Here is a 1858-nt window from a genome sequence, read left to right on the forward strand (position 1 = left end):
GGCCTGCAGGCCGATATTTCGGAGCTGCGCTCGCGCGGACTACGGCCGCTGATGCTCGCCTTCTCGGCCTTCCTCTTCATCGGCTGCTTCAGCCTGATGCTCGTGAGGTTTGCGTAAGCTCTCGCGAAACCACTACCGGGTTGCACCGACGCCAGCCAGGATGAGATCGATGCCGGCCAGGAATTGCGCGCGGTCATCGTGATCTTGGAACCGTGGTGCAATTCGGTGCAGGAACGGAAAGCCAGCGGGATCCGGCGCCGTCCATCGCTCGATCATGGCTGACAGAAACTCCGTTCTGTCCGTATCGTGCGGCGCCAGTCGGGCGTTTGCGGCGTTCTGCGCGGCGGCGCCGAGGATGTAGTGCACCAGGGCGGATGCCGTGTCGAACAGTGCCCGGTCCGGAACATCGAGCGCGTCGAGGTGCCCGCCGATGCTTTCGAATATCCTCCCCACCGCCGGCTGCCACGGCGCGCGCGAAAGCTGGGCACCCGCCCACGGATGCGCGTCGATCGCATCGAACAGCCCCAGCGCGACCGCTCGGATCGCCTTCCGTGGGTCCGCTTCCTGAATCGCCTCCCTCATGACACGGTCGATGACCTCTTCGGTCGCCGTGGCGAGCAGTTCGTCCTTGTCCTTGACGTGCCAGTAGATCGCCCCGCTTCCCGTCGCCAGGCGTGCCGCGAGCGCACGGAAAGTCAGGCCGCTCTCGCCGCCTGAATCCAGGATCTCGACCGCGGCCCTGATGATCCGCTCCTTTGAAAGCGCATCGGTGCGCCGCTCAATCCGTCCACTCTTTGCCATGCCGCATCTTGACATGAATGGAACGACGTTCCAAATACTATTTATGGAACATCGTTCCAATATCTCGTCGAAAAAGGATCATGACGATGACAGAGGTAACAATCGTGGGCGCGGGTCTTGGCGGCCTCACCCTGGCGCGCGTGCTTCATACCCACGGCATAGCTGTAACGGTCTATGAAGCGGAGGCTTCGGCGTCGGCGCGCACGCAAGGCGGGCAGATCGACATCCACGAGCATAACGGACAGATCGCGCTCGAAGCCGCTGGCCTCACCGCAGCCTTCCACGCCATCATCCACCAAGGCGGCGCGGCTAGCCGCGTGCTCGACCGGCACGGCACGGTGCTGCTTGAGGAAGCGGACGATGGCGGCCGACCCGAAGTGCTACGCGGCGATCTGCGGCGCATTCTGACAGACTCGCTGCCCGCCGACACCATCCGCTGGGGAAAGAAGCTTGCCGGCGTCGCCGCTCTGGGTGCCGGCCGGCACGAACTGACCTTCACCGACGGATCGGCTGTCGAAACCGAGCTTCTCGTGGGGGCTGACGGCGCATGGTCGAAGGTGCGGCCGCTACTGTCGGACGCAACGCCACGTTATGTCGGCGCAACGTTCATCGAGACGTATCTATACGATGTTGACGATCGACACCCCGCCGCCGCCGAAGTGGTCGGCTTGGGCACAATGTTTGCGGCTGCCCCGGGAAATGCGATCGCCGCGCATCGAGAAGCGGGAGGCGTCCTCCACACCTATGTTCAATTGAGCCGGCCCGCGGAATGGTTCGCAGGCATCGACTTCACCGATGCCGACGCCGCCAGAACCCGGATCGCCGCCGAGTTTGAAGGCTGGGCGCCGGCGCTTACCACGCTGATCACCGACGGCGAAACCGCGCCGGTTCCGCGCATGATCTACACGCTGCCCGATGAACACCGCTGGGGTCGCGTCGCAGGCGTGACACTGCTCGGCGATGCCGCGCACCTCATGCCACCGTCCGGCGAAGGCGCCAACCTGGCAATGTTCGACGGCGCCCAGCCTTCAAACTCGGCGGCGATCCGGGTTCTGGC

General features: G+C 64.6%; 2 protein-coding genes and 1 pseudogene. 2 read left to right on the plus strand and 1 reads right to left on the minus strand.

Features of this window, described 5'->3' with window-relative positions:
- Positions 1-117, plus strand: a pseudogene (locus EOA23_RS36795) (YeiH family putative sulfate export transporter); the annotation flags it as partial.
- A gap of 15 nt (positions 118-132) precedes the next feature.
- Here EOA23_RS36795 and EOA23_RS34315 read toward each other — a convergent pair.
- Complete coding sequence (locus EOA23_RS34315; RefSeq protein ID WP_127307280.1) at positions 133-801, minus strand: TetR family transcriptional regulator; 669 nt, start codon at positions 799-801, stop codon at positions 133-135.
- Positions 802-881: 80 nt separating this feature from the next.
- On the opposite strand from EOA23_RS34315, the gene EOA23_RS34320 reads away from it, so the two are divergent.
- A partial coding sequence (locus EOA23_RS34320) for an NAD(P)/FAD-dependent oxidoreductase (RefSeq protein ID WP_145966598.1) occupies positions 882-1858 on the plus strand: 977 nt, incomplete at its 3' end.

The sequence above is a fragment of the Mesorhizobium sp. M2A.F.Ca.ET.042.01.1.1 genome (assembly GCF_003997405.1).
GTDB lineage: Bacteria > Pseudomonadota > Alphaproteobacteria > Rhizobiales > Rhizobiaceae > Mesorhizobium.

Excerpts from the sequence above, each read along its gene's own strand:
- EOA23_RS34315 (WP_127307280.1), bottom strand. The coding sequence starts at position 801 with ATGGCAAAGAGTGGACGGATTGAGCGGCGCACCGATGCGCTTTCAAAG.